We start from the raw sequence: 25,161 nt of genomic DNA on the forward strand, positions 1-25,161 counted from the left end.
TCGTGCCCACTATTGACTTGACCAGGATCAACACGGTCATCTTCGACACCGATGGGGTCGTCACCGACACCGCGAGGGTGCACGCCGCCGCGTGGAAACACGTGTTCGACACCTTCATGAGAGGCCGCTCGGAGTCGGATGATCGCTGGGCGCCGTTTGATATCCGCGAGGACTATCTGTCCTTCGTCGACGGCCGGCCGCGGCTGGATGGAGTACGGACCTTTCTCGCCTCCCGGGGAATCACGCTGCCGGAGGGAGAACCGTCGGACCCGCCGGGCGCGCCGACGGTTCACGGCCTGGGGATGGCCAAGGATCAGTTCTTCCTCGGGCAGGTGGAGCGGGACGGCGTGTCCGCGTTCCCGTCGACCGTGCTGCTCCTTCACGACCTGCGGCATCGCGGGTGCCGTACCGCGGTGGTATCGGCCAGCCGGCATTGCCGGCAGATGGTGCTGGCGGCGGGTGTGGTGCACCTGTTCGACGTGCTGGTCGACGGTAATGACATGGCTCGGCGCAAGCTGCCCGGCAAGCCCGATCCTGCGCTCTTCCTGGAGGCGGCGGCACGTCTCGGTGCCCCTCCGGGCAAGACCGCGATCATCGAGGACGCGCTGCCCGGCGTCGAGGCGGGACGACGGGGCGGATTCGGATTGGTCATCGCCGTCGACCGCACCGGGCAGGGCGGCGCGCTCGCCGAGCGCGGAGCGGACATCGTGGTCACCGACCTAGCCGAGCTCGCGATCAGCGGTCGCGTTCCGGCTGACGCCAGATGAACCCCTGGAAGCTCGTCTTCGACGGTTTCGACCCAGCCGCGGAAGGTCTTCGCGAGGCCCTGTGCGCGCTGGGCAACGGGGCCCTTGGCGATCTCCGGCTTGGGCTGCGACCGGTAGGCCGCTTCAGTCAGGCGGGTGCCGGCATGCGCTGGGGCCCGCACCCGAAGGCGCGGGCCCCAGCTACGTCGTGCTTCAGCGTCAGGCGGGGACGATGTTCTCCGCCTGCGGCCCCTTCTGGCCTTGCGTGACGTCGAAGCTCACCTTCTGGCCTTCCTGGAGCTCGCGGAAGCCCTGGGCGGCGATGTTCGAGTAGTGGGCGAAGACGTCAGCGCCGCCGCCGTCCTGCTCGATGAAGCCGAAACCCTTTTCCGCGTTGAACCACTTCACGGTGCCAGTAGCCATATTGCATCTCCTTCGGGGCTGTGCCCGGGAAGGCTCGCACTGTGCAAGCCTCGCGTCGCCGCGTTGATTACCCCGTCCGGAAAGCACCGGCAGCAAAAAAGTGCCACCAACAGCGCAGAATGCTGGTGGGGGCACTTGAAGTCTTTGGGAACCACAACCGCAACTGAAATCGACAGTATCACGGAGCGCGCAGCGCTCGTAACGGCGGTGCGGCGACGGCCGCCGGGGCGGCGTCGGCTGTGCGACGCAGCGCTGGGCCAGGTCGCGCTGGAACTCGGCGCACTCGGGTTGTCGCTCCCCGCGTGATTCCCGACATGCACGAAGGTGACGCTGTCGGCGAGACGGTAGGCGGTGTACCGGAAGTCACTCGGCCCGATCTTGGCGAGCGCGGTGAAGAACACCGTCCATGCCGCCCAGTCGCTCGAACTGCGGCACGCCAGGAATGCCGGCATCCGTCAAGACCGTCTTGTGCGGATGCCGCCGTGGCCAACTCGGTAACCCATCTATTTCCTTTGGCGATCGGAGCGGTCAATGGCCCCCGAAACGGAAATCGAAACACGAGATCAGTGCTTGGCAACCGATGATGAGCCATGAATCCGCGCGGGTTGTGGCGAACGGAAACTGAGATCAACATCCCGTCGATCGAATTTCAGTTCCAGATCAGGGCTGCATCAGGGGCAAACATTAGGGTCCTGGCAGTTGACGCGCCAAGTTCTTTCTTTGTAGCCGGAGGAAACCCGTGAGTTCAACGAAGAAATTCCCGAGGAACGGTAATTCTGGTCGCCGTGCCACGGTGGCTGTGACTTTGGCCGTGGCGTTCGCGTCGCTCGGCGTGGAAGGTTCCGCCCAGGCTGCCAGAGCCGACCTCGTGGCCACGGCACGGGTGATCGCGACGGGAATTCCGGGAGCGGGCGCGGTCGCTCCCGTCGGGACCTTCCTGCCGGCCAGCCCGATCAGCGCCAACCCCGTGTTCGCGGCGTACACCCAGCCGGGCCGGGTCCTCGATCCGACCCGGATCTTCGTCGGGAGCACCTCGAATTTCGGCGCCGAGAAGGCCAGGGCGGATCAGGCCGAAGGCTCCTTCCTCACGATCGATCGTCTGGGCGCCAACCTCCGGGTGCCCGCGGGGTTCGCGGCTGCCGGAGATCAGGCCTCCGCCTTGAACGGCGCCGTGCAGATGTTCAGCGCGCAGAGCCCGAACTGGGTCAACAAGGTCTACAGCCCCGGCGCCGCGACGGCCGACGAGCCCGGCGCGTCCAATCCGCTCGGCATGTCGATCAACAACGCCTTCGGCCGGCCCTGGCCGTCCAACGCCCCGTACGGGCTGAGCGGCCCCGGTTCGTCTTCGGTGCTGGACCCCGACGGCAGGCCGCTCAACAACGCGCCGAATCCCGCCATCGGCGGAGTCTTCCTTGGCGGGCTCACCAACCGCCAGCCGCAGGTCACCCCCGGCACCATGGCCACGGGAGCGGTCAGCGCGACCTTCCTGGGCCCGTCGCCGGACGGAACGGGCAAGGCCGTGTTCGCCGTGGTGCTCGCGGACGGCAGCGTGGTCCAGCAACACGTCGCCAAGGGCCTGGACGGTCTCTGGCCGGCCGGCACCGTCCACCCGTTGCAGGGGCGGCGCTGGCTGCTCGACAGGAAGACGACTCCGCGCCTCGGCGCTCTGTTGAGCTACGAACCGAACTTCAGCCTCTACATCAGCCAGCCGTTCGACGACTCGATCAAGGTGCTCGATCTCCAGACCAGTACGGGCAGCGCCGCGGTCTTCACCCCCACCACCAGCCGGGTCATCCGGTCGGCGTTCCTGAACCAGCCGGTCGACCTGGCGCCGGCGCGGCCCGAGACGGCGCACCCGCTCCTGTCGAGCAACACCACGATGAGCCCGGGAAGCGACATCTACGTCGCCAACCGCGGCAACTGCACCGTCGCCCGGATCCGGCAGAACGGATCGCTGGCCGCGATCCGCTGGGTCAACATCAACCACCTCGGTTGCGGGCTCGGCCACCTCAACGGCATAGCGACCGCACCGGACGGGTCCAAGATCTGGCTCACGCTGGCCGGACCCGTCCCGGGCACCTTGGGGCAACGGGACGCCCTCATCGAGATACCCGCCTTCTGATCAACAACTCAAGGGGCACATATGAGTGACAGCCAAAACCCGAGCTCCGTTGTCGAGGGCTGGCTCGGACGATTCGCCACGGCGCTGGCCCATCCCGCCGATCAAGCGGTGTCCGGCCTGTTCCTGCCGATCGGCTGGTGGCGGGACCTCGCCGGGGTGACGTGGGACCTGCGCTCGTCGCACGGCTCCGACGCCATCGACGAATCCGCACAGCGGCTCGGTGGCGTGGCGCTGAGCAATCTCCGGGTGGACGACTCCGCCCCGATGGGCACCGCGGACTTCGCCGGTAGCCCGCTGGTCAGCGCGTTCTTCACCGGCGAGACGCCGGATCGCGTGATCCGCGGCCACGTGCGCCTCGTCCGGTCCGGCGACGGGTGGCGGGCCTGGACTCTCGTCACGCAAATCCACGGCCTGCCGGGCGTGACCGAGTCGGCAGGCCGAGACCGGCCGATGGGCATCGAGCACGGTGAAGTCCCCCAGCGGGTCCCGTGGACGCGGCGCAGCGCGGAATCCTCCTTCGACGACGCCGATCCGGAGGTCGTCATCATCGGCGCGGGGCAGGCCGGGTTGTCGCTGGCCGCCCGCTTCAAGGCGTTCGGCGTCACCGCGCTCGTCGTCGAACGGCACGACCGCATCGGCGACAACTGGCGCAAGCGCTACCCGAGCCTGACCCTGCACGATCCGGTGTGGGTGAACCGGCTGCCGTACCTGGACTATCCCGCGACGTGGCCGGTGTTCATGCCCAAGGAGAAATTCGGCGACTGGCTGGAGATGTACGCCCGCGCACTCGATCTCAACGTCTGGACGGGGGTGACCGACACCACGGTGACCCGTCGCGCCACCGGCCGGTGGGAGGTCCGGCTCACCCGGCCAGGCGCCGAGGTCCGTACGCTCCGTCCCCGCCATGTGGTCCTGGCCGTCGGCCTCAACGGGAAGCCCCGGCTGCCGGCCTTCCCGGGGCGGGACGCCTACTCGGGCGTGCTCGTCCACTCGGACGCGTTCACCGGCGGGCGGGAGTGGGCCGGGCGGAACGCGGTCGTGGTCGGCGCCGGGACGAGTGCCCACGACATCGCGCACGACCTCTGCGAGCACGGCGCGACGGTGACGCTGGTGCAGCGGTCGTCGACCGTCGTGGTCACCAGCGACACGTTCATGACCGGGATGGCCGGGCTGTACGACGAGAGCGGCCCGGCGGTCGACGACGCCGATCTGCTGACCGCGTTCCCGTGGAATCTGCTGCTGGAGCTTCAGGAGCAGAACATGAAGACCTGGCAGGAGCGGGACGCCCCGATCATCGACGCGCTCGCCGCGACCGCCTACCGGTCCGACTACGGGCCGTCCGGTCGCGGGCCGATGGAGAAGTACCTCGCCGGCACGAACGGCTACTACATCGACGTGGGCGCGCTGCGGCTCATCGCGGACGGCAAGATCGCGGTCAGGCAAGGGGTCGGGATCGCCCGGCTCGGGGAGCGGTCGGTCATCTTCGACGACGGGACGGAACTGCCCGCGGATGTCGTCGTCGCCGCGACGGGCTACGAGGAGTTGCTCGAAGCCTCCCGTTCCATCATCGGCGACCTGGCCGACGAGGTGACGGCGGTCCACCGCCTCGACGCCGACGGAGAGCTCGCGGCGGTCTGGCGGCCCAGTGGGGTCGACGGCCTGTGGTTCATGGTCGGCAACATCCAGATGGCGCGTTTCTACTCGCGCGTCCTGGCGCTGCAGATCGCGGCCAGGTCCCTCGGGATCGCCGACCGGTCATAAGGCCGGAACGTGGTGGAACGGAATGGAACGCGGAATTGAGGAGGCGACTCGCGTAGAGCGACGAGGAAACAGCAAGTGGGGCAGGCGGTTCTCATCATGTCGGTGCTCATTCGACTGCTCGGCCCGGTGGATGTGACGGTGGCCGGCGCGGCCAAGCCGTTGCCGGGTCTGCGGCGCAAGGCCGTGCTGGCCCGGCTGGCGTTGCGGCCCGGGGAGGTGGTCAGCGTCGATCAGCTGATCGACGCCGTGTGGGACGGCGAACCTCCGGCCACCGCGGTGAACTCGTTGCAGAGCCACGTGTCCTATCTGCGGCGCGCCCTCGGGGCGCCGGAGGCGATCCTCGCGCAGGCCCCCGGATACGTGCTCACGGTCAGGGAGACGGATCTGCGCCGGGCGGAGGACCTGATCCAGCGGGCCAGGGACATCGCCGATCCGGCGGACCGGCTGGCGGCGCTGACGGGCGCGGCGGGCCTCTGGCGCGGCCGGCAGCCGCTGGCCGACGTGGCCACGCTGTCGTGGTTCGCCCGGGAGGCGGACCGGCTGGAGCAGATGCGGCGGGCCGCGGAGCAGGCGGCGGTGGAGTGCCGGCTGATGCTCGGCCAGCACACCATGCTGGTGCCCGAACTCAGGGACCTGACCGAGCGGCACCCGTTCGACGAGGACCTGCACGGGCAGCTCATGATCGCCTTGTACCGCAGCGGCAGGCAGGCCGAGGCCCTGGCCGTCTTCCACGTGCTGCGCGACCGGCTGCGCGAGGAACTCGGACTCGACCCCAGCGGCCCGCAACGTGACCTGGTCGCGGCGATCCTGCGCCAGGATCCCGGGCTCGATCACGCGCCCGTGCCCGCCCGGACCGGACGGCTCGCGGACGGTGGCGCGCCCTTGATCGAACGGGCGGCCGAGACCAGCCTCATCGACCAGGCGCTCGACCGGGCGGTGGCCACCCGTACCGGGCAAATTCTGATCTTCGAAGGGCCCGCGGGGATCGGCAAGACCAGCCTGGTCAACCACGCGGGGAAGCGGGCGGCCGCGCTGGGAATGACGACGGCCACGGCACGGGGCACCGACCTGGAGACCGACTACGCCTGGGGCTGTGTCAGGCAGCTCTTCCACCGCTACGCCGAAGCGGACCACCTCATCTCCGCCGACGCGCAGCAGCCGGGCGACGAGTTCCGGATCCTCACCGCGCTGTATCTCCTGACCGCCGACCTGGCGGCGCGGAACCCGCTGGTCATCGTGGTGGACGACCTGCACTGGGCGGACACGCCCGCCGTGCAGTTCCTGACCTTCCTCGCCGCCCGCCTCGACGCGTTGCCGGTGGTGCTCGTGCTCGCCCTGCGGCCCGGCCAGGACCGGATCGGCCGCCTGGTCTCGGCCATCGCCGGCCTGCCGCACGCGGTCACCCGGGCGCTGCGGCCCCTCAGCCCGGACGGCTGCGCCGAACTGCTCGCCAGGGTGATCGACATCGAGCCCGACCGCCAACTGGTCGGCCAGTGCCACGCCATGACCAGCGGCAACCCCTTCCTGATGCGGGAACTCGCCGCGCAGCTCACCGCCTCGGGGGGCGATGTGCGCACGGCCGTGCCCGAGGATTCGCCGGGCGTGACCCGGTTCGCCAACCAGCAGTTGCGCTACCTGCCCCCCGCCGCCGTGGACGTGGCCAGGGCCTTGGCCGTGCTGGGCGACGAGGTCGGCAGCGACTGGCTGGCCCAGGTGACGCGGACCTCCCCCAGGGAGGCCATGGACGCGCTGGTCCCGCTGCTGGCCGACCAGCTGATCGTCGCCGCGGGCATCCCGGCCAGGTTCTCCTTCGCCCACCCCCTGATCCGCGCCTCGGTCTACGACTCCATGCCGGCGGCACTCCGTACCGACCTGCACCTGCGGGCCGTGGACGTGGCGATCCGCGGGCAGGATCCGATCAAGGCGGCCACGCACCTGCTCAGGGTCCCGCCGCGCGTCGGCGGGCCCGACCCGGTCGAGGTGCTGAGCCTGGCGGCCGAGCTCAGCCTGGCCAGCGGCTCGGTGAGCAGCGCGGTGAACTTCCTGCGCCGGACCCTGGAGGAGGATCTCGGCGAACGGCGGACCGGGATGCTGACCCGGCTCGGCATGGCGGAGGCGCTGGTGGACAGCGAGCGGGCCATCGAGCGGCTGTCGGAGGCGCTGGCCGGGGAACCGGACCCCGAGGCGCGGGCACAGATCCGCTTCGGGCTGGCCAGCACGCTGTGGCTGGCCGGCAGGCCGCGGGAGGCGGCTCTCGTCTGCCAGGACTCCCTGGCCCGCGACCAGGGCATGTCCGCGGAGGCCAGGCTGTCCCTGCGGGGATGTATCGCGATGGTGGCGTACGGCACGCGCCACGGCACCGACCTGGTCGCGCTGATCGACGGTTTCGCGGCCGAGCCGCCGCACGAATCCGTCGGCGGGCTCATCCTCGAATCGGGCCTCGCCCTGCATGACATGTACCAGAACCGGCGGGAGTCGGCGGAGCGACGCGCCTCGCGGGTCATCGCGGGCGACCGCCTGCTCAGGCTCGCGATGGCCGAGCCGACGCTCACCTGCGCCTGGTATGCCCTGATCCCGTGTGACTCGCCCGCGCTGCTGCCGTCCGTGGAGGCGGCGCTCGCGCACAACCAGAAGGCCGGTTCTTCACGCGGTCTCGCGCCTTCCCTCTGCGTCCGGGCGGAAGTCATGTACGCCCACGGCCGCCTGGCCGAGGCCCTCCGCGACGCGCGGCAGGCGTGGGAGGTCTGCCAGTTCACCACCGTCGGTCTCGGCGGGATGTTCATCGGGAACGTGCTGATGCTGGCGCTGGTGGCGCACGGGAAGGTGGAGGAGGCCGCGAAGGTCCTCAGGGAGGTCAAGGCCAAGCAGGTCGCCAACGTCACGGCGTCCTTGTACGCCCCTGGCGAGATCGCCGTCCAGCTGGCCATGGGTCAGACGCGGCGGGCGTTCGAGACGGTGCTGGCCACCCGGGACGAGTGCAGGTGGCAGCCCATGAACAATCCGCTGGCCACCGACTGGCGGGCGCCGCTGGTCCGCTGCCTCGCCCTGCTCGGGCGGGACGAGGAGGCGCGCGCGGCCGCCACCGAGATGCTCGCCGTCGCCGGCGCCTGGGGAACCCCGCGGGCCGTGGGCCGGGCGCTGCGGTTCGCCGCCTCGGTCGAATCCCGGCCGCACCGGCTGGAGATGCTCGCCGAGTCCGTACGGCTGCTGGCGGGCACCCAGGCCAACCTGGAACACGCCAAGTCCCTGCACGCGTTCGGCGCGGCTCTGGCCGAATCCGGCCACCTCGCGGACGCGCGAGCCCGCCTGGCGGCCGCGCTGGACCTGGCCGCGCTCTGCGGGGCCAGGCCGCTCCAGGACGCCGTCGCGGCGGCCGTCCGGCGGGCCGGGGCCGCTCCCGGAGGTGCGTCGACTCCGTTGTCGGCACCCCCAGGAGCGGTTCACCCCGCGATCAACTGATCAGGGGTTGATGGGGCCGGGCCAGGGCCAGTCACCGGGCTCCTGGAAGTCGTACGGAGGAGTCGGATCCGGATCCGGCAGGGACGGGCAGGGGATCTCGTACGTCTCCCCAGGGTGTCCTGGCATGGGGAGTTCCTTACCGCAGGGGGGCAGGGCCCCGACCCTGGCCTCCACGGCGCCGCCGGCCGCGACGGCCAAGCAGGCGGCGAGGGCCAAGCCGAGCGCCGCCAGCGCGGCACGTGACCGCCCTCGCATGACGTTTTCTGAAGTCACTCAGACCTCCAAGATGGTTATCTCGCTTTCGCGACTTTCATAATCATCAAACGGTATTCCGCAGCGCACCGACCAGGACCGCTTGCGGAGAAATAAAGCGCCTAAGTGGACTATTCCGGTCCGCTTCCCGGCCAATATTCCGGCCAAGCGGACCTGTGGCCGGCGCGCCCCGGCGAGTTCTCATGAACTATGCGATTGCTTTATGACACAACGGCCGGCGTCAGCCCGTTCGGAAAGTCGAATTCCGCGGCCGGGACACGCGGTTCTCGGCGGTCTCCGGAAAGGGCCGGAAACCGGTGAGATCTCCCCTGGCGGAGCAACTGATCGATTGCTCGCTGATGAAACACGATCGGTTCTGGCCGGAGACGGCTCCGGAGGTGGCAGAAGCCGCGGTCGCGGGCCTCGACCGGTACGGCTCAGTCGTCTTCAAGATCGGCATGCTGCGGCTGGACGGGGACGCCAGCCAGCGGCTGGCGTATCGGATCGCCGGCGAGTTGCGCGACGAGCTGATCCGGTCCGGCGCGCCCAAGGAGATGCGCCTTGAGATCGACGTGGCCCAGGAGTCCCCGCTTCCCCACGGGTCCTCGCAGCCTGCCTCGTATCTCACCCCGAGCGTGCTGGACCAGCCGGACTGGGATCCCGCCTGGCGAACCTTCCCGGGGTGCACCGCGCACACGATGTATCAGGGCATCTTCAGCGCCGATCCCGGCGAGGCGTTGAGCGCGACCACGTACTACGACTGGCTGCGCATCCTCCACGACGTCAAGGCGGCCCGTTTCATGGGCAACGACAACGCTCCCAGCACCGCGAGCTGGCTGGGTGACAACCTCGGGCGAGCCGTGCGCACCGGCCGGGCGCCCTCCCTGGCGTACCCCACGCTCGGCCTGACCGAGACCGCCCTGCTGGCCGCCCCGCTGCTGCGCTGCGGACGGCCGGTCGCGGCGGAGCTGAAGGATCGTTTCCCCCTGCTGCGCACCTTGAGCACCACCTGCCCCTGCCGCGACTGCGGCGGCGAGGTCACCCGGGTGTTCTGCAACCTCGCCTCGCTGACGATCGGCCTGACCTGGCCGCAGTTCCGCTCCCGCTACGAGGTCCAGGTGCCCGTGGAACGGTTCGACCTGCTGATCGCTCACAATCTGACCACCCTGCGCGGCTGCTGGGGGCGCGTCGTCGAGCCGCTCCGCCTGGTGCTGGACACGCCGTCCGGGCCGGAGTACGAGGCGTGGCTGAGCCGGGCCTGGCGAAGACTCGACGCGTGACGTTACCTGCTGGATCCGGGGGCTGACACGACCGAGGTGCGGATGGCCGTCGGCTCCAGCCGAAGCAGCGCCCGCGGATCGGTCACTCCGCGGAGCACCCCCGCCTCGACATGCCGCAGCCTTTCCCCCGGCTCGACGCCAAGCTCGTCGATGAACGTGCGCCTGGCCCGCCGATACGCGCTGTGCGCGTCCCCCGAGCGCCCGCTCAGCTGAAGCGCGACGATCAGCAACTCCCAGAGCCGCTCCCGCAACGGATGCTGGGCGACCAGCCGTTCGATCTCGCCGGCCGACGCCCCCGGCGCCCTCGAAGCCAGCTTGGCGGCGAACAAGCCCTCATACGCCTCCAGCCGCAGACCCTGCAGATAGACGGACTCCGCAGCCGCCCACCCGTGCACCGGGCAGCCCGCCAGCGCCTCCCCCCGCCACAGCGCCAGGCCACGCCCGAAGCTCCGCGCCGCCTCCGCGTGCCGCCCCGCCGCGGACTCCCGCAGGCCGCTCTTGGCCAGCTCCTCGAACCAGTCCCGATCGACCCGTACCAGATCCGGGGCCAGCACATAGCCCGGATCCCGCCGCTCGATCATCCGCGTGCCCCCCAGCGCGGCCCTCAGCTTGGCGATGTGCGCATGCAACGTACGCACGGCCTTAGACGGCGCGTCCTCCCCCCACAGCCCGTCCACCAGCTGCTCCACGGTGACCATGCCCCCGGCCCTGAGCGCCAGCAGGGCCAGCAGCCCTCGCCGGCGCGGCGGCAACACCACTGCGTTCCCCGCACACCACACCTCAAGCGGCCCCAGCACGTTGACGGCTCCCTGCAGGGTTGTCGGTCCGCCCATATCACTTTCCTCACGTACGGCAGGACTGACCGGTACTCTCTCCCGACATGCTGAAACACCCCTGATACGGCACTGGAACGAACCGGATTCAGGCCCCCGAATGGATTTCAGGGGTCACCAGGCGTGGTCCATACCGGAGGATCAGCGGTAGGGATGCGAGGAGGAAAGCCCCCGCCACGGTCACCCAGGCGAACCACTCGCCGTGGGTTCCGGCGATGGCGGGGACCGCGGTCGCGCCGATACCGGCGCCGATCGCGCCGGACAGCGCCACCGCGGAGACCGTGGACGCTCGGTGGTCATCGGTGACCATGCTGTGCAGCCAGCCGCCGGTGGTCGGTGTGGAACCGGCGAGCGCCGCGTGGAAGGTCACGAAGGCGGCGGCCAGGGCGACCGGTGAGGCCAGCGGCATCAGCGTGGCGCACCCGACCGCCGCGACGATCATCAGGATCAGGACGATCCGGACCGGGCCGAAGCTCTGTGCGATCTTGGTCAGGTAGGTGGCGGCGAACGCGCTGAGTGTCATGCCGCAGACGATGACGACGCTGTAGAACGTGGGGGCCGTCTGGGCGCCGAGCAGTCGGATCGCCGATACGGGCCATAACGTCTCCAGGGCTCCGGCGACCATCCCCGCACCGCAGCCGGCGTACAGCACGGCCCGGACGGCCGGGCGTCGGATGGTGTCGCCGAAGTGCTGGAACACGGCACGGTTGCCAGGCGATGCTCCGGCCGTACGCCGGTGTGGTGGGCCGGTCATCAAGACCGCGATCGCGATGCCGTGAACGGCCGCCAGCGCGCAGGCGAGCGCGATGGGAACCGCGGTCGCCGAGATGCCGGCCTGGGGTCCGGCGAGCGGAAGGAGACCACCCGCCAGCGCGCCGGACGCGATTCCCGTGCCCAGTCCCGCCTCGGCACCGGCGAGGCCCCGGGGCACCTCCTCCGGCGCTGGACTCGCCTGGTCGACGAACCATGACTCGGCCGTCCCGGACAGGGCGGCACGGCTCGCACCGATGAGGGCGCCGGCCGCGACCATGGCGCCCAGGCCGGCGCCGAGGGCGAGCACGCCGAGACCCACCGTCTTGGTGATCGCGCCGCAGAGCGCGACGGGCTTTCGCCCGTACAGGTCGGCCAGCAGGCCCGCGGGCAGTTCGAAGCCGGCCGAGACGATCGCGTGAACCGCAAAGATCATGCCTATCTGGACGGGGTCGACGCCTCGCTCGAGAAGCAGGGGTGCCACCACGGGGAACATCAGTCCACCTGGCAACCACTCGAGGAATGTGAGCGTCCGCAAGCGGCGCCGGATCATGTCGACATGAGTCACGTCCGCAGCCTTCGCTCAGATATCCGCGCCAGCTCCGCGACAAGCTCGCGCGCCCGGCGAAGAAGCCGGTGCTCCTCCCCCACCCGTCCGGCGAGACCGGCCACGACATCCAGGGCATGCTGCCAGGCCTCGTCGACACGGCCCATCCGCGCCAGCAGCCGGGCGAAGTTATGAATGCTTAGCAAGGTCGTCGGGTTGTCGGGACCCCAAACCCGCGTCTTGATGGCGATGGCGCGGGCATAGAGTCGTTCCGCCTCCTCGAAGTCGTCGCCGGCCACCGCCACGGCGGCGAGATTTCCCAGATTCACCGCCACCTCGGGATGGTCCGGGCCATAGGAGTTCTCAAAGATCTCGCACGCTCGGGAAAAGCATCGCGCGGCCTCCTCAACCCGGCCGACATCGAACAGCAGACCACCAAGATTCGACAGATCCCCGGCGACCAGCACGGAGTTTTCGCCGTGCCGGGCGGTGCGGAGGCGAACCGACTCCTGCCCGGCTTCGATACCCGAGCGGGCGTCCTCCCGCGCATGGGCGAGTCCGGCGATGTTGTGCAGGATCGTCGCGAGGGCGTCCTCGTCGCCGGTGCCGCGTAATTCGGTCTGCGCCAGCTCGTAGTATCCGGCCGCGTCGTCGAAACGAGCGGTGTATCGGCAGAGCATGCCAAGCGCGTTCAAGCACATGCCATGGAGCAGGCGCGCCGCGCGGAGGTGGGTGTCCACGTCGGCGGCGGCCGCGCGTAACTCCCTTTCGGCGTCGTCGTACTGCCCCAGCGCGGTCAGAATGTTGCCCAAGTCGACTCGAAGAGCTGCCAGCGCCCCGTCGGCTCCGTCGACGATCGCTGCGATGCCGCAGCGCAGAATCCCTACGGCAGCGAGGGCGTCGCCCAGCTCGAACGCCGCCGATGCCGCCTCCTGGTGCGCTACCGCACCACCCGTGGTGGATATGCAAAGACGGCAATCGTTACCGAAGTTGGCGGTCACATCTACTCTCCCTGAACGAGGTCATAAAGCGTCTGGGACGACCCCTCTCCCAAAACGGAGGGTGCCGTTGGTGGCTGGCCATCGATGATGGCCAGCCACCACGACTAACCGATTACCTCAGAGTGGTTCGTCGAGATTCTGGCGCTGTTCATCACGTATTCCTCCTTCCCGTCAGTTCAGAGGTACGAGAAATCTGTTGCCATTCGGTTGCCATCATGCGCGGGTGCCCGGAGTCCGACCGACGATGGCGATCTGAGCTGCGCGGACAAGCTCGCTTCAGCGCCGTTTCAGGCCCGTTCCAGCAGTCCCGGCTACTTTTACGGCCAACGGTATTGACCGCACTGCGCGCCTGACGCCATGACCCCACAGTCACCTGAAAGTTTCAGAAACCGAGACCATGGCCACCCAACGCAGTACGCACTTCTGACGACCTGCACTATCAGGAGGACAGGGCCTCAGTAAATTCGACTATCGGCGAGCTAACAATGCTTTTGTGCCTGATGTTAACTCCCCCGCCCGCCGGTCCGAATTTTGCGTACAAAAAGCGAGATTGAAAGTCCGGCCACAGCGGCACACACTCGGCGGCAAGAAGGCCCACCCCAGATTTGTGGAGGCACAATGGACCGAGCCGTAACCGGAATTCACGGGCGTAGAAAATCGATGCTCCGGCGCTTCTCGTCCGCCGCCGTCGCGGTGCTCGCCGTGGCATTCCTCTGCGTGCCGCCCGCCTCCGCCCTCGCGCTGCCGACGCCGAAGGATCTGACCGCCTTCCTGGACCTCGAATGCTTCAAGACCAACCCGTACCAGCCGCCCGCCACCACGCTCACGCTGCGGCACATCAACCCGGTGCTCGGCAACCTGCCGATCGAGACCGTCACCCTCGGCCAGCGGGAGCAGCTGTGCGTCCCGGTCGCCAAGAACACCCAGATGGCGCCGTCGCCCGCGATCGACTTCATCAAGTACATCGACCTGGCCTGCTACAAGATCTCCGGCACCACGGTGACCACGGGGCTCGTGCTCAGCCACCTCAACCCGCTGTTCCAAACCCTGCCGCGCACGCAGATCTCCATGAACACCCCGCAGCAGCTGTGCGTGCCGGTCATCAAGAACAACGCGGTCCCACCCGCTGACGTGCTCGCGCTGGTCCGGCACATCGACCTCAAGTGCTACGCCATCACCCCAAACACCCCGCTGAACCAGCAGTTGTCGCTGCGCCAGCTCAACCCCGTGCTGACGCCGATAATCCCCACGCACGGCGCGCAGGTCCTCTACGCCCGCCAGCTGTGCGTCCCGGTACAGAAGGCCGGCGACAATATCCCCGCTCAGGTGTTCGACATCGTCCGGTGGATCGACCTGGAGAAGTTCGACCTCGTCACCCCGGCCCTGCCCACGGTCACGCTGACCCTGCGGCACATCAATCCCGTCCTCGCCGGCCTCCCGGCCGAGCAGGCCACCCTCACCGGCGCCAGCCAGCTGGCCCTGCCGGTCGCCAAGAACGGCAATCTTCCCCCGGGCTGATCCCCTGACCCAGAGTCCCTCCACCCGCGCCGGTGGAGGGACTCCGCCGTTGCGCCGGCAAGCGTCGCCCGGCCTGAAGACGACCTTGACGATGGAGATTCCGGATCCTACCCTCTTGCCGTGGGAGCGTTCCCACGGTCGGGCGCGCAGGCGTTCTCGAAGGCTCTGGTACGCGATCCCCCGTCCGATGGAGGTTATGGATGCCCCGGAACCCGGCCTCACCTTTACAGCGGGGCATGTGGATCAACGAGCTGGCCGGATCCGGCACCGCCTACCAGATGCCACTGGCGATCACCTTCGAGGGACCGCTCGACGTGCCCGCGCTGCTCGCGGCGTGCACGGCCGTACTGGACCGGCACGAGCTCCTCGGCGCCGCGTTCCAGGAGGACGACGGCGAGCTGCTGATCGTCCGGGCGGACATTCCGCCGACCGTGGCGCACGGTCCGGAGCAGCCGCCGGATTTCGACGTCCGCTGGGGGCCGCTCGCCCGGTTCACCCTGACGGAGACCGGGCCGGACCGGCACCGCCTGCTGTTCGTCGCCCACCACCTGGTCTTCGACGGAATGTCGAAGGACATCCTGGTCCGGGACCTCGCCGCGCTGTATGCCGGACGTCCGGTGGCGGCCGCCGCCCCGCCGTACGGCGAGGTGATCCAGGCCGAACGCGAGCGGGTCGAGGAGGCGCTCCCCGCGGCCGAAACCTTCTGGAAGGCCCGCTGGCGCGACCAGTTCGAGGTCTTCACGCCGGGCGGCGAGACCACCGCGTCCCGGCGCCCCGGGCCGGGCGCGAGCGTGGCGGCGCTGTCCGGTCTCCCCGATCCGGGTGACCTGGGCGTGACCACGTTCGAGCACGTCCTGACCGCGCTGCACGCGCTGCTGCACCGGTACGGCGCCCGCGAGCCGATCATCTCGGTGGACCTGTCCACCCGCGGGCCGGAAACCGCGGAGACCGTGGGCCTGCTGGTCAACGAGCTGCCCGTGGTGGCCAGGCCGGAGCCGGGCGGCACCTTCCGCGAGCTCGCCCACCAGGTACGCGACGAGCTGCGCGCCGTCTACGGCTTCCGTGAGGTGCCGCTGGCGCGGGCGCTCGGCGGCCTGTCGCCACGCGGCTCGCTCACGCCGGTCTCGGTGAGTTACCGGCGGCGCGGACCCGACCCCGACTTCCCCGGCCTGACGGCCGACGTGGACTGGGCGATGTTCAACGGCGGCGCCCGCGGCGCGCTGCACCTGCAGGCCGTCGAAGGTCCTGGCACGCTCGACGCCTGGCTCCGCTACGACCCGCGGGTGCTCACCGGCGAGGACGCGGCGCTGATCGCGGCCGACCTGCGGGCGGTGCTCGGCCAGCCGCCGGACACGCCCGTGTCGGAGCTCGTCCTGCCGTCTTCGGGGGCCCATACCAGCCAGGCACGGCCGACCGAGCCCGCCGCCGTCGCCGCGGCCGCGCCCCCGGAGATCGTCGAAGGCGTGACCCGGATCTGGTGCGACGTGCTCCGCCTCAAGCACGTCGGCCCGCACGAGGATCTGTTCGACCTGGGCGGGCACTCGATGTCGATCATCAACATCATCGCCAGGATCGACAAGCAGTACGGCGTGGAGCTGCCCATGGACGTGTTCTTCGACAACCCGACCGTGGAGGGCGTGGCCGAGGCGGTCGCCCAAGCCTCGATCCATTCGGGGGCCTGACCCGCATGCACGCCACGTTCGACACCGGCCAGGACGAGTGGACCGGCCCGCTCGCCTGGGGCCAGCGCTCCATCTGGGAGGCGATCCGGCAGGTCGGCCCGTCCGGGGATCGGTACTTCAACTTCAGCAGGGTGGTGCGGGTTCCGCGCGGGGCACCCGCCGCGGACGTGGCCACGGTGGTGGCCGCGCTCGGTGTCGTGGTGGCCCGGCACGACTCGCTGCGCACGCGGGTACGGGTAGGGGCCGACGGCGAGCCGTACCAGGTGGTGGCGGGCGGCGGGGCGATACCGGTCGAGATCGTGGAGTCGGCCGCCGAGGAGGAGCGGCTGGTGGGGGTGCGGTTCGAGTTCGGCTCGGACTGGCCGCTGCGGGTGGCCCTGGTGGTGTCGGCCGGCCAGGTGCGGGAGGTGGTGCTGGTCTTCTGCCACGTCGCCGCGGACGGGTACGCGGCTGACCTGGTCGCCAGGGATCTGCGCCTGACCCTGCTGCGCGGCGCCCCGCCCGGCGAGCCGGAGCAGCTGCGCGAGCTGGTCGCCGCGCAGTCGGGGCAGGACGTGTCCCGCAGCGAACGCGCGATGGAGTTCTGGGCGGCGCAGTCGCTCGGCGGGCCGCTGCTCGACCGGCGGCGCGAACCCTCGGACGGGCCGCGCTACCAGCGGGCGGCGATCTTCTCGCCCGCCATGGACCGAGCCTCTCGCGTGCTGGCGCAGCGGTACGGCGTCAACGGGTCCACCATCCTGCTGGTGGCCGCCTGCGTGCTGGTGGGCCGGGCGGCCGGGCGGCCGAGGTCGGCCATGACGCCGCTGGTCAACAATCGTTTCCTGGCCAGGCACAGTGAGGTGGTCACCTCGCTCGCTCAGCTGGGCCTGCTCGTGGTCGACTCCGGCCGGGCCGACTTCAACCAGGTGATGGCGGATGCCAGGACCGCGGCGCTGCGCGCGTACCGGCATGCTTACTACGATCAGGCGGCGCTCAACGTCCGGCTCGCCGGAGCCGATCCGCTGTGCTGTTTCAACGATCAGCGGGCGGCGGAGACCACCGGGGTGCCGATCCCGGGCGGGGCCGAGCCGGGTGAGACCGTGGTGAAGGCGGAGAGCGGCCTGGACGAGCTCAACTGCCGGTTCTGCGTGCATGTGACCGGGAATCCGGGACAGCTCAAGGTGATGGTCACCGCCGATACCCACTACCTCGGGGCCGGGGATCTGGAGACCCTGCTTCGCGAGATGGAATCGCTCGTCGTGGCGGCCGGATAGGCGTGCGTTCAAAGGAGATCCGCCGATGTCTGCCGAGGTGAACCGGCTTCCGCTCTCCGCCGACCAGGAACGCCTCTGGTTTCTGCAGCAGGTCGATCCCGCCGACCCCACCTACCATCTTTCCCACACCGCCCGGCTCATCGGACCGCTCGATGTCTCGGCGCTGACCTGCGCGTTTCAGGAGATCGTCGCGCGTCACGAAGCGCTGCGTGCCAGGTTTCCGGCCGTGGACGGCAGTCCTTCGCAGGTCATCGATCCGCCCGGAGATTTCGGGCTGGAGACCCTGACTTGCGAGGGGTCGGTGGAGGCGCTGGTGGCCGGGCTGGCCGCCCGGCCGTTCGACCTGGCCAGGGATCGGCTGATCCGGGTCACGCTGATCAGGACCGGCCCGGAGGAGCATGTCCTGTCGGTGGTCATGCATCATGTCGTCGCGGATGGGCGTTCGATCGGCATCCTCCTGGGCGAGCTGTCCGATCTGTACTCCGCGTTCTGCAAAGGTGAGCCCTCGCCACTGCCGCCGTTGCGGGCGCGGTGGGCGGATTTCGTCCGCGCGGAGACCGCCGACGGCGAGTCGCTGGCGTACTGGAAGGATCAGCTGGCCGACGCGCCGCCGTTGCAATTGTCCACCGACCGGCGTCGGCCGGCCGTCGCGAGTCCCGACAGCGCTCTCGTCCGGCACAAGTTGCGCGGGCCGCTGGTGGCGCGCTTCGCGGCGGTTGCCGCTGCGGCGCGGTGCACGCCGTTCATGGCGCTCATGGCCGCCTACCAGGCGCTACTCGCCGCGCGGAGCGGTCAGCATGACTTTTGCGTCGGCTTTCCGACGGCCGGAAGGGACGGCCAGGAGGACGACCAGCTGATCGGTTACTTCGCCAGCGTCGCGGTGCTGAGGGCGGATCTGTCCGGCGACCCGACGTTCCGGGAGTTGATGCATCGGACGCGGTCCCGCTTGATGACCGCGCTCCGGCATCGGAAGCTGCCGCTCGAAAGGCTGCTCACCGCGCTGGACATCGAACGCGATCTCAGCCGCCCGCCTTTGTTCCAGACGACGTTCGGGATGACCTACGACGCGAGCGACCAGGCCATCCGGCTGGCCGGGCTGCAAACCCACTGGCTCGAGACCGGCTTCACCCACTCGCCGTACGAGCTGAAGCTCGACATCTTCGAGCACGGCGGCGAGTGGCTGATGATGCTCGTCTACAACCGCGACCTGTTCGACGCGGACACGATCGAGCGCTTCGCCCGCGACTTCGAATCCCTGCTGTCCCGGATCGCCGATGATCCTCAGGTACGGCTGTCGCACCTCACGGCCCCCTCCGGCGCTGAACGCAACCTGTTGATCCACGACTGGAATCGGGTGGCACCGCCCGAGCGAAGGCTGTTTCCCGACCTCTTCTCCGAGCAGGTCGTGCTCCGGCCGGAGGCGATCGCGGTGAGTTGCGGGCCGGTGCGGCTGAGCTACGCCGAGCTCGACCGCCGCGCCGACGAGCTGGCCGCCCAGCTGGGGGTACGGCCCGGGGACCGTGTGGCGGTGTGCCTGCCCCGGTCGGTGGAGGCGCTGGTGGCGCTACTGGCCGTGCAGCGGACCGGCGCCGCGTACGTGCCGCTCGATCCCGACTACCCGGCCGCACGGCTGGCCTTCGTCCTGGCCGACTGCGGCGCTTCCCTGGTGCTCGCGAGCCGCGAGACCGCCGCCGTCCTGCCCGCCCATGCCGTGCGAACCGTGCTGGTGGACGAGCCGGAGCGCGGGCAGGAATTCCGCCGGACGCGCGTGCGCGGCGACGACACCGCGTACGTGCTCTACACCTCCGGTTCGACCGGCCGCCCCAAGGGGGTCGCGGTGCCGCATGCCGCGCTCGGGAACCTGCTCGCCGCGATGGCGGACCTGGTCGGCGCGACATCCCAGGACGTCTGGCTGGGGCTGACCTCCCTGTCGTTCGACATCTCCGCCCTCGAGCTCTATCTGCCGCTGGCCACCGGAGGCCGGGTGGAGATCGCCGACACCGCGGCCGACGGCTTCCAGCAGGTCCGGCTGATCCAGCAGGCCGGAATCACCCACGTCCAAGCCACCCCGTCCGGCTGGCGCGTGTTGCTGGAATGTGGGCTCCGCGACCCGGCACTGACCGCCCTGGTAGGCGGCGAAGCCCTCAGCGGCGAACTGGCGAACCGACTGCGAGCCGCCGCCGGACGGCTGTTCAACGTCTACGGGCCGACCGAGACCACAATCTGGTCAACCGCCTGGCCCGTCCCCGCCAGCCTGGGCGAGGTGCGCATCGGCGGCCCCATCCGGGGAACCCAGGTGTACGTCGTCGGTGATCACCTCGAACTGGTCCGCCAGGGCGTACCCGGCGAACTGGTCATCGGCGGTGCGGGGGTCGCACACGGCTACCTGGGACGGCCCGGCCTGACCGCCGAGCGGTTCGTCCCCGATCCGTTCGGATCGGCGGGTGGGCGTTTGTACCGGACCGGCGATCGGGTGCGCTGGCATGACGACGGCAGCCTGGAATTCCTCGGCCGCGCCGACAACCAGGTCAAACTGCGCGGCCACCGGATCGAGCTGGGCGAAGTGGAAGCGGCCTGCGAGGCCGTGCCTGGCGTGGTGGCGGCGGTCGCCGCCGTACACGAGGAGAATCTGGTCGCCTACCTCGTCGGCGAGGTGGACCCGGACGGCGTGCGCGCGGAGCTGGCCGAACGCCTGCCCGCCTACCTGGTGCCCGCCTGGTTCATCCGGCTCGAAGCGCTGCCGCTGACGCCCAACGGCAAACTCGACCGGCGGGCGCTCCCTGCCCCGCAGGCGCCCGAGACGAGGTTCGTCGCCCCCAGCGGGGACGCCGAGGAACTGGTCGCCGACATCTGGTGCGAGTTGCTCGGCCTGGAGCGGGTCAGCGCGGTAGACGACTTCTTCCGGCTCGGCGGGCACTCCCTGCTCGCCGTGCGGGTCAGTGCCCGGCTGCGGGCGCTGGCGGGGGTGGAACTGCCGATCTTGACGATGTTCACCCATCGCACGGTGGCCGAGCTCGCCGCCGAGTTGGAGGAGCGGCTGCTGTCGGAACTGTCGGAGCTGTCCGAGGAAGAGGCCGAACGGCTCCTCGACCGCCCCTGAAAAATCCGGAAATTCGATGAAACATTCATCGTCAAGACGCTGAGTGCGCCCCCTGCTGCGCCGCCAGATAGTCGGCGCACTGCGGCAGGCCGCGCTCCCGGATCACGTCGTTGAGCGTGAAGAAGTCGAGGTTCCCGACGGCGTCCCCCACCGAGAGCAGGAGTTCGATGATCGGCGTCTTGTACTTCTCCGCCATGTACTTGTAGTTCTCCGTCACCTGGACGATGTTGTCGTCGAAGTCCTTCTCGTGCGGGCAGTGCACGGCCGCGGCCTGCCGGTTCAGCACGAAGCGGGCGCCGTCCCGGTGCAGGCGGTAGCCGAGGTCGAGATCCTCGCCGCCCCAGCGCCGGAACGCCTCGTCGAACATCCCGACCGAGCGCAGCTGCTCGGTGCGCGCCGACACGTTGCAGGTCCAGAAGTTCAGCCAGGGCGCGGGCAGGTCGGCGATGTTGTCGCCGTACTTGCCGTAGAAGGTCTCGCGCACGTCCAGCCACAACTTCCTGGCCTTCAGCTTCGCGATGGTGATGTCGGGGTCGTCGTAGTCGATGACCTGGTCCATCAGCTTGGCGAAGTCGTTGTTCACGTGGAAGCAGTAGACGTAACCGCAGACGGCGAGCGGGACATCTGCGGCCTCGTGGCTGTCGAGATGGGCCCGCAGCAGGTCAGAATGCGCGAGCACCCCGCAGTCCAGCATGACGCACACCTCGCCCTCGGCATGGGAGATGCCGAGGTTGCGGGCCTTCGCGACCTGAAAACCGTCACGCTCCTGGAAGAAATAGCGCAGGTTGAGACGCCCCCGGAACGTCTCCACCAGCTCGGCGGTGGAGTCGTCGGAACCGTCATCGGCGACCAGCACCTCGAACTGCTCCTTCGGCAGGCTCTGCCAGACGAGCGAGTTGAGCGTGTGCCGAAGCAATTCCACTCGGTTGTACGTCGGAATCACAACACTGCACTTCAACGAGCCGTTCCCTTCGTTTCCTCAGCCGAAAACCGATCCATCTCGAATCAGCGTTTCCAGGTGCCGACAGTCTCGCCTGAGGTGATCGCCGCAGCCTTGATCTGCTCGTGCACCGCTTTTGCGCTGCCGTTCGGCTCGATCGGGCTCTTCAGGGCGTACACGATGAAATGGTAGTGATGTTCGCCGCTGGCCGGACAAGGGCCCGAATAAGCAGCCGTGCTGTTGGTGCCCGGCAGCACCTGACCAGGGGCCTGGCCCTCGCTCGCGCCCGTCGCGGAGACAGGAATGCCGGTCACGATCCAGTGAATGTACGTCCCGCCGCGAGCGTCCGAATCGTTCACCACAATCGCCAGCTCGCTAGCCGATTCGGGTATTCCACTCCAGGTCAGCGGGGGCGAAACGTCCTGACCTTCCATCCGGGCGCACGCGTGTTTCTGAGGGATCGCGGCACCTTCGGCGAACGCCGCACTGCTCACCTTCAGAGCACCCGCAGACGCACCGCCCTCAGCCGAGCACCCGGGGAGAACGTTCGCCAGAAACAACACACCGCCGACAACGCCAAGCTTGCCGATCTTCATGCGCACAGGATAAGCGGCCGGATATTGAAATGGCGATGCCAGGCGAGGTCGGCGCCAGCTGATCGACAAAGCTCTTAGAACGAGAAACTCCTCCGATGCCCGTGGCGTCCAATAGGACATGAGCCAGATGAAGTGGGTGCCGGTGATGGCGATCGCGCTGCTCGCGATGAGCTGTCAGTGGAGCGCGCCGGTAGCCGCGCTTCCCGCCCCCGAGGCGCCGGCGGATTCGGCGGAACAGATCGCCGGGCGGCTGTACGGGCATCTGGCCGAATCCCCCGCCTCCGCGGACAGCAGGGCGCGTGCGCTGGATGTGCCCCTCGCTCCGGAGTGCTACACCAAGCAAGGCACGGACCGGCAAGTGCCACCGCAGGGCGTCCCCGCCTACACCGCTGAACTCCGGGTGGCCCAGGTCGCCACGCCCATCAATGTCCGGATCTGGCTGGCCTCAGCTGAGGAGGCGGCGAGGCTGACGGGGACGGTACGCCAGGCCGCGGCGATCTGCCGTCCCGTTGCGGCCAGGCCGTTCACGCGCGCGGGCTGGGACGGTGTCGAGCTGGCGGTGACCCGACCCACCAGTTCCGACAACGGCGACCCGGTCACCTTCGCGACGGTGGTCGCCCATCGCGGCGGGCTGCTCGCCGAGGTTTCCTGGTGGTGGCTGGCCGACGACTATGGGGACCTGGATCGGGCGCGGCTGGAGCAGGGTGTCGGCGCGGCCGGGGCCGTACTGGCAGCGGTGGGTGGCGATCCCGCGCGCGCCGCACCTGAACGTCCCTCGCCGGACGCGCCCGTGAGCGCGCTGGCCGCGGCCCTCCCGCCGATCTCCGAGTACGGCCCGGGACTCGCCGTGTGGCCGGACGCCGAAGCCCTGCGTACGGAGAATGCGGAACGGGCGCGGCAGGCGTACGACCTGCTCTGTTCTTACGCCGCGTACGAGCCCGGCGCGGCTGGCGGCGTGCCCAGGGTGCAACGGCGGCTGTTCGGCTCCATCACCTTGTGGGAAGAGGTGCTTGTGCTGCCTGATGAGCAGGCAGCGGAGCAGGTTCGCCGTCGCATGGTGCGCAAACTCGACAACGGTGACAAGGACACGTTCCTGCCGTGCTCCTGGTGGGAAGATCACTCCGACGGGCCGTACATCCGGATTCCACGAACGATCGAACCGTTCGGGCACGGTGGCTGGACCGGTGAGACGGAAAGCCTCGGGGTGCGCAAGCGGCGCCTTCCTCCGCAGGCCACCTACCGCGACTCGGCGGCGCAGATCGCGATAGCGGTGAGGCGCGGAACCACTGTGGTCCACCTCCGCTGGCAGGGACCGGCAGGAGCAGATCTCCGTGGCGCCTTAGACCGCGGACGCGCCGAACTGATCCACACGCTCGACGCTCTCCCCACTCCCTAAGCCACCGATCATTTCCCTGTCTTGCTGGGTGCATCAGATCCGCGTCATGTTCGCTCCGATGACCGTGTTCGTCAGGTCCGAGAGCTGGTTCAGTGGCGGCTGGAAGGCGGTGATCTCATTGGTTTTGGAGCCAGCCGGTATCGAGTTGAGCGATGGTCGGGCCGTGGCGGGCGAGGTGGTGCCGAGCTGATGCTGGGCGGGGGCGTGGCGGTGCGCGGTGCCGTGTTGGGTCTTGCCGTCCACGGTCAAGGGGATCAGCTTGTTGGGGGTCGTGGTATGGATCGTGAGCTGGGCGGTGCGGTGAGTGGGGTAGGCGGCGTCGAGGTGTGCTGCGTTGAGCTGCGCGGTCGTGTCACACACGGGTCGACCGTATCGGGGGATGGGGCTTGGGTAGCGGCCGGTCGGGGTCGACGGTATCAGGGGACGGGGCTTGGGTAGCGGCCGGTCCACCGGTCGCGCCGGACTTCGAGCTGCGCCAGGACCGGCTCGGGGCTGTTGGGATCGCGTGCCGGATGGCGGCCTGGCAGACCGCTCCGGATACGATCGCCGCCTGGACCAGCGCGAGGATGCCGATCAGCGGGTGAGGTCGCCGCGCGGGTCCCGGGGATCGGGGATGGGGGATCTGTGCCCAGGCCTGGCGGAGATCGGTGATGTCCACGGGTTCGCCGCCCTTTGCTCACCTGTTCGTGCTGGTCAGAGTGATTGGCGATGGCGTGGATGGCGGGCAGGACCGGCGGCGTGGCCGACTACACGGACAACGAGACCCTTGATCGGTTGTGTGTGGTGACCGCCGTTCTATGGGGCCTTGTTGCGTTTCCGGCTACGCCATGCCATAGGCGATCACCCGGTGACCTGCAGCGCTTCACCCGCTGTCCCAGGATCGGAGAACTCTCTCAACCCGGGGAATGGTGCTGGGTAGATCTTTTCGCGGGGTGCGTGACCTGCGGTTTTGTCGCGGATCAAGGCCAGGTTTTGTCGTAGCCACCCGATAGCGTGAGGGTAGTTGTTCGGATCCGCTGGAGCGAAAAGGGGGTGCCTTCCATGCTCGGGTCACTGCTCGACATGCGGGATCCCTCCCGTGCGGGGGGCGCCCGCGGACGCGAGCTGCCCGCGTTCTTGAAGGGCACGGTGCTGGACCCGGACTACGTCCCGCCCCAGCGTTCCGCCGACGACGCCTACAGCGACGCAGACGGCGAGGCAGGGCAGCAGAACACACCGCGGCAGAACGCATGGCCGCAGTTCCTCCACGGCCGCTCCCCCAACACCGGCCGCTGCACCGACACCGACCGCTCCATTGACGCCGACCGCTGCACCGACAGCCCCGCTGATGCTGGCCGTTCCTCTGACGCTGGCCGCTGCACCGGCGGTGCCTGCTCGGCGGGGCCGGAGGGCTCTGGTGAGCCGGTGGGTTCGGGGGTGCTGGTGGCCCAGTTCCGGCGGCTCGCCTCCCGGATTGCGGTGACCGACCTGCCCGAGGTCTGCGGGGTGTGCGTGGGTGAGAC

19 protein-coding genes are annotated in these 25,161 nt (G+C 69.4%); 11 read left to right on the forward strand and 8 right to left on the reverse strand.

What is annotated here, in order from left to right:
• Positions 1-2: 2 nt before the first annotated feature.
• Positions 3-767 carry an HAD family hydrolase gene (locus tag Amac_RS47825; RefSeq protein WP_155361097.1) on the forward strand — a complete coding sequence of 255 codons (765 nt, stop codon included), beginning with the start codon at positions 3-5 and terminating at the stop codon, positions 765-767.
• 198 nt (positions 768-965) lie between these two features.
• Here the strand turns inward: Amac_RS47825 and Amac_RS47830 are convergent, their stop codons facing one another.
• Positions 966-1,169 carry a cold-shock protein gene (locus tag Amac_RS47830; RefSeq protein ID WP_034275260.1) on the reverse strand — a complete coding sequence of 68 codons (204 nt, stop codon included), beginning with the start codon at positions 1,167-1,169 and terminating at the stop codon, positions 966-968.
• 793 nt (positions 1,170-1,962) lie between these two features.
• On the opposite strand from Amac_RS47830, the gene Amac_RS47835 reads away from it, so the two are divergent.
• From Amac_RS47835 to Amac_RS47845, 3 genes are all read left to right on the forward strand, one after another.
• On the forward strand, positions 1,963-3,291 hold the full coding sequence (locus tag Amac_RS47835) for a hypothetical protein (protein ID WP_155361098.1): 1,329 nt from the start codon (positions 1,963-1,965) through the stop codon (positions 3,289-3,291).
• A gap of 21 nt (positions 3,292-3,312) precedes the next feature.
• Positions 3,313-5,052, forward strand: a complete 1,740-nt coding sequence (locus Amac_RS47840; RefSeq protein WP_155361099.1) for a flavin-containing monooxygenase — start codon at positions 3,313-3,315, stop codon at positions 5,050-5,052.
• Between the two features lie 102 nt (positions 5,053-5,154).
• Positions 5,155-8,511, forward strand: a complete 3,357-nt coding sequence (locus Amac_RS47845; protein WP_170323024.1) for an ATP-binding protein — start codon at positions 5,155-5,157, stop codon at positions 8,509-8,511.
• On the opposite strand, the gene Amac_RS47850 is transcribed toward Amac_RS47845, so the two are convergent.
• The gene (locus Amac_RS47850) at positions 8,512-8,784 is read right to left on the reverse strand and encodes a hypothetical protein (protein WP_155361101.1); all 273 of its coding nucleotides are present in this window, start codon (positions 8,782-8,784) and stop codon (positions 8,512-8,514) included.
• Positions 8,785-9,122: 338 nt separating this feature from the next.
• Here Amac_RS47850 and Amac_RS47855 point away from each other — a divergent pair, with 338 nt between their 5' ends.
• Entirely contained in the window at positions 9,123-10,043 is a 921-nt protein-coding gene (locus tag Amac_RS47855; protein WP_155361102.1) for a hypothetical protein, read from the forward strand.
• 2 nt (positions 10,044-10,045) lie between these two features.
• On the opposite strand, the gene Amac_RS47860 is transcribed toward Amac_RS47855, so the two are convergent.
• The 3 genes from Amac_RS47860 to Amac_RS47870 all read right to left on the reverse strand — a co-directional run bounded on the left by Amac_RS47860 (position 10,046) and on the right by Amac_RS47870 (position 13,174).
• Complete coding sequence (locus Amac_RS47860) at positions 10,046-10,876, reverse strand: AfsR/SARP family transcriptional regulator (protein ID WP_155361103.1); 831 nt, start codon at positions 10,874-10,876, stop codon at positions 10,046-10,048.
• An 88-nt stretch (positions 10,877-10,964) separates the two neighbouring features.
• Positions 10,965-12,179 carry an MFS transporter gene (locus Amac_RS47865; protein ID WP_281356414.1) on the reverse strand — a complete coding sequence of 405 codons (1,215 nt, stop codon included), beginning with the start codon at positions 12,177-12,179 and terminating at the stop codon, positions 10,965-10,967.
• A gap of 11 nt (positions 12,180-12,190) precedes the next feature.
• Positions 12,191-13,174, reverse strand: coding sequence for a tetratricopeptide repeat protein (locus Amac_RS47870; RefSeq protein WP_155361105.1), 984 nt, complete (start codon positions 13,172-13,174; stop codon positions 12,191-12,193).
• Positions 13,175-13,792: 618 nt separating this feature from the next.
• On the opposite strand from Amac_RS47870, the gene Amac_RS47875 reads away from it, so the two are divergent.
• The 4 genes from Amac_RS47875 (at position 13,793) to Amac_RS47890 (ending at position 20,727) form a co-directional block, all read left to right on the forward strand.
• A complete protein-coding gene (locus Amac_RS47875) occupies positions 13,793-14,692 on the forward strand; it encodes a hypothetical protein (protein WP_155361106.1) in 900 nt (299 codons plus the stop codon).
• Between the two features lie 200 nt (positions 14,693-14,892).
• Positions 14,893-16,374 (forward strand): condensation domain-containing protein, encoded by a 1,482-nt coding sequence (locus tag Amac_RS47880; protein ID WP_155361107.1) that lies wholly within the window; start codon positions 14,893-14,895, stop codon positions 16,372-16,374.
• A 5-nt stretch (positions 16,375-16,379) separates the two neighbouring features.
• Entirely contained in the window at positions 16,380-17,627 is a 1,248-nt protein-coding gene (locus Amac_RS47885) for a condensation domain-containing protein (RefSeq protein ID WP_155361108.1), read from the forward strand.
• Positions 17,628-17,652: 25 nt separating this feature from the next.
• Positions 17,653-20,727, forward strand: a complete 3,075-nt coding sequence (locus tag Amac_RS47890) for a non-ribosomal peptide synthetase (protein ID WP_155361109.1) — start codon at positions 17,653-17,655, stop codon at positions 20,725-20,727.
• Positions 20,728-20,758: 31 nt separating this feature from the next.
• Here the strand turns inward: Amac_RS47890 and Amac_RS47895 are convergent, their stop codons facing one another.
• A complete protein-coding gene (locus tag Amac_RS47895; RefSeq protein ID WP_281356415.1) occupies positions 20,759-21,670 on the reverse strand; it encodes a glycosyltransferase in 912 nt (303 codons plus the stop codon).
• Between the two features lie 62 nt (positions 21,671-21,732).
• Complete coding sequence (locus Amac_RS47900; RefSeq protein WP_170323026.1) at positions 21,733-22,263, reverse strand: YbhB/YbcL family Raf kinase inhibitor-like protein; 531 nt, start codon at positions 22,261-22,263, stop codon at positions 21,733-21,735.
• 118 nt (positions 22,264-22,381) lie between these two features.
• Here Amac_RS47900 and Amac_RS47905 point away from each other — a divergent pair, with 118 nt between their 5' ends.
• Positions 22,382-23,659 carry a hypothetical protein gene (locus tag Amac_RS47905; RefSeq protein ID WP_155361112.1) on the forward strand — a complete coding sequence of 426 codons (1,278 nt, stop codon included), beginning with the start codon at positions 22,382-22,384 and terminating at the stop codon, positions 23,657-23,659.
• A gap of 33 nt (positions 23,660-23,692) precedes the next feature.
• Here Amac_RS47905 and Amac_RS47910 read toward each other — a convergent pair whose 3' ends face one another.
• A complete protein-coding gene (locus Amac_RS47910) occupies positions 23,693-24,019 on the reverse strand; it encodes a hypothetical protein (RefSeq protein WP_155361113.1) in 327 nt (108 codons plus the stop codon).
• 681 nt (positions 24,020-24,700) lie between these two features.
• Between Amac_RS47910 and Amac_RS47915 the strand changes: the two genes are divergently transcribed.
• On the forward strand, positions 24,701-25,161 hold a 461-nt coding region (locus Amac_RS47915), incomplete at its 3' end, for a hypothetical protein (protein WP_155361114.1).

It is taken from the genome of Acrocarpospora macrocephala (assembly GCF_009687865.1).
In the GTDB taxonomy this organism is placed as follows: domain Bacteria; phylum Actinomycetota; class Actinomycetes; order Streptosporangiales; family Streptosporangiaceae; genus Acrocarpospora; species Acrocarpospora macrocephala.